Genomic DNA, 2,795 nt, shown 5'->3' with positions numbered 1-2,795 from the left:
ATTTCCTGTATTTGCATGGGGATCTTGTCTATGATGAGGGGATACTTTCAAAATGCATGGCCGGTAAAGGGGACATAGTCCTGGCGGTGGATCGTAAAGAGTGTGACGAAGAGGACATGAAGGTCAGGGTCACGGACGGCAGGTTCGTCGAATCCAGCAAGCATATAGCGCTGTCCGAGGCGTACGGAGAATGGATCGGCATAGCGAGATTCTCCCCCCGAGGAGGGGAAGAGATGTTCGGTGAGATCAATGACGTGGTCCGCGAGGGGGTTGTCGACGCGTACGATACGTATGCCTTTACCCGTCTCGCGGGTAAAGGCAATGATATTTCCATCTGCCACACGGATGGCTTGCCGTGGGTAGAGGTCGATTTTATGGAGGAACTAAATGAGGCTGAAAGGATAGAGCGTGATATCCGGAAAGGGAAAGCGTGAAGTCTATCAGGGAATTAAGGGAATACCAGTATGACTACCATTCCAGGTTATATCCTTATGTGAACGACTGGCGGAAATGCCCGTACACTTTCCTGAAGGCGCGTTTCTACATGGAAGCGAGCGCTGTACTGGTATACCTTCTGCTGAGGACGCGGATCACGCCTAATGCCGTGACGGTAACATACGCCCTTACGGGGATCGTGGGGGCGGTGCTTATAGGTTCGGGATTGCCGGGATGTGTGGTGGCTGGCGCGGTGATATATTTCATAAAGGGCGTGTTGGACTGGAGTGACGGGCATCTGGCCAGGATAACGGGGCGTACTTCCGCCTCCGGTGCTGTTCTTGACCCATACGCGTCGTCCCTGGGTGGCGTTGTGCTGCAAATGGCGCTGGGAGCTTATTCGTATTCGCGTACGGGCAATATCATGTTCCTGTATTTACTTCCGCTCATCCCGCTTTTTACCCTGGGCCGCATACACTTGTTCGCTTATTCGGAGCTTTTTAAGAACATGAACTCAGAAAGCCAGATAAGGGCCTTTCTGTGCCGGGATAAAAAAGAGGACGCGCCATTTCGCGGTATGGCGGATGGTGGTGGGATGGCGGCCAGGGGATATTCGCTCCTTAACCGGGTGCTGGATAATCGCGCCAGGACGGTCGATCTTATCTGTCTGTTACTGGTGTTCGAGCAGGTATCGCGATATTCCATTGTCTGGCTGGTCTTCGCGGGGTTCCTGGTAAAGGACGTGTTGCTTTTTCTGTGTTCTTTATACGCCGTTCTCAAGGGCGACTGGGTGGGATCCAGTTTGCGGGACAAATATGGCGAAGTGTTCGAAACATATGAAAGGATAAAAAAGTGACGATCAATAGCGTTATAAGAACACCGCTCATTGAAAATAGCGGTATGTGGTTCGGGCCCGAAGGAGGGTACTGGTCGAACATAAAAAGGTCCGATAACACGGAATACCTGAAAGACATAGAGGGGCTTGGGTCCGTGGGGACGGTGAGGAAATATTTCAAGGGGCATGAAGACGTGATATTTTCCCCGAAACGGGCTGGCGGTCTGGCTGGGCTGGATATATCTGACAATGACCTGGTGCTCGACGCGGGATGTATGTGGGGGGCGCTTACGGTGCCGCTCGCCAGGACCGGGGCTACTGTAGTGGGCATGGACCAGACTGAAGAGAGCTTGAGGCTTCTTGAAAAAAGAAAAAGGGAAGAGGCCCTGTCCAACCTGCATATAGTGTGCGCCGACCTTAGGAAAATAGAGCTCCACGAGGGTGTTTTTGACAAGATAATAGTGAACGGGGTCCTGGAGTGGGTGCCGGAAACGGAGCATGTAGAAGTGGGCGCGTTCAGAAAAAACGGCGGGATATGGGGGAACCTGCGCGCTCTTCCCGGCAAGTTACGTGAACGTGAGGTGTCCCCCGTGGAGGTGCAGCGCGATCTCCTGCTTAAACTTAACCACGCGATGAAGGATGACGGCACGCTGTACCTGGCGATAGAGAACAGGTACGACTTTTTTTATTTTCTCGGCATGCCGGAACAGCATTCCGGCATGAGGTTCGTGGCGTTCATGCCGAGGTGGATGCAGGACGCCATGTCGCTTATATTCAGGGGCAGGAGGTTCCGCACGTGGACCCATTCAAAGAGGGGGCTTGTCCGACTTTTAAAAAGCGCGGGTTTCGAGGAGTGTGACGTATATTATGGGTTCCCGGATTACCTGAATCCGGAGCTTGTTATAAGCGATAAGGGTATGGAGCATTACCGTTACGTGAGGTCCGCCGGGAAGAAACCATTATGGAAAAAGGCCATACTCCGGGCGATAGAGCATGTGGTGTTCAAAAGTATGAAGATGACATTTCTGGCGCCTAGCCTGATCGTTCACGCTAGAAAGGGTAACGTCACTGGAAGAGGGGGGAGATCATGAAAATATTCCTTACCGGCGCGGCGGGTATGCTGGCGGCCGAAGTGATACCGGTATTGAGGAAGGAAGGGCACGAACTCATATTGACAGATATAAACAGGCGGCTTCCGGACATAGAAGCGCTTGATGTGACCGACCTCAAGGAAGTGCGGCGCCAGATAGAGTCTGCCCGGCCGGATCATGTTTTTCATCTCGGGGCAGAGACCAACGTGGACCTTTGTGAAAAGGACCCGGACCACGCGTTCCGGGTTAACGCGCTTGGTACTGAGAATGTGGCATTCGCCTGCGCTTCCTGCGGAGCGCGGTTACTTTATATAAGTACGGGTGCCGTCTTCGGTGGTGAAAAGGAAGAGCCGTATACGGAATTCGATGAGCCCGGGCCGGTCAACATATACGGTCACAGTAAATTGCAGGGGGAGATGTTCGTAAGGGAACAT

General features: G+C 53.0%; 4 protein-coding genes. All 4 read left to right on the top strand.

What is annotated here, in order from left to right; genetic code table 11:
- Nucleotides 1–434: hypothetical protein (locus tag PHH49_08775; protein MDD5489033.1), on the top strand; the 434-nt coding region annotated here is incomplete at its 5' end.
- Nucleotides 431–1,291 carry a CDP-alcohol phosphatidyltransferase family protein gene (locus tag PHH49_08770; protein MDD5489032.1) on the top strand — a complete coding sequence of 287 codons (861 nt, stop codon included), beginning with the start codon at nucleotides 431–433 and terminating at the stop codon, nucleotides 1,289–1,291. The genes PHH49_08775 and PHH49_08770, both read left to right, overlap by 4 nt.
- Nucleotides 1,288–2,361 carry a class I SAM-dependent methyltransferase gene (locus PHH49_08765; protein MDD5489031.1) on the top strand — a complete coding sequence of 358 codons (1,074 nt, stop codon included), beginning with the start codon at nucleotides 1,288–1,290 and terminating at the stop codon, nucleotides 2,359–2,361. Before PHH49_08770 ends, PHH49_08765 begins: the two co-directional genes overlap by 4 nt.
- Nucleotides 2,358–2,795 (top strand): sugar nucleotide-binding protein (locus tag PHH49_08760; GenBank protein ID MDD5489030.1); only part of this gene is annotated, 438 nt, incomplete at its 3' end. The genes PHH49_08765 and PHH49_08760, both read left to right, overlap by 4 nt.

Source organism: Candidatus Omnitrophota bacterium (genome assembly GCA_028715965.1).
Taxonomy (GTDB): domain Bacteria; phylum Omnitrophota; class Gorgyraeia; order Tantalellales; family Tantalellaceae; genus JAQUQS01.
The sequence above is the reverse complement of the archived record's forward strand: the minus strand, read 5'-3'. Positions and strand labels throughout refer to the sequence as shown.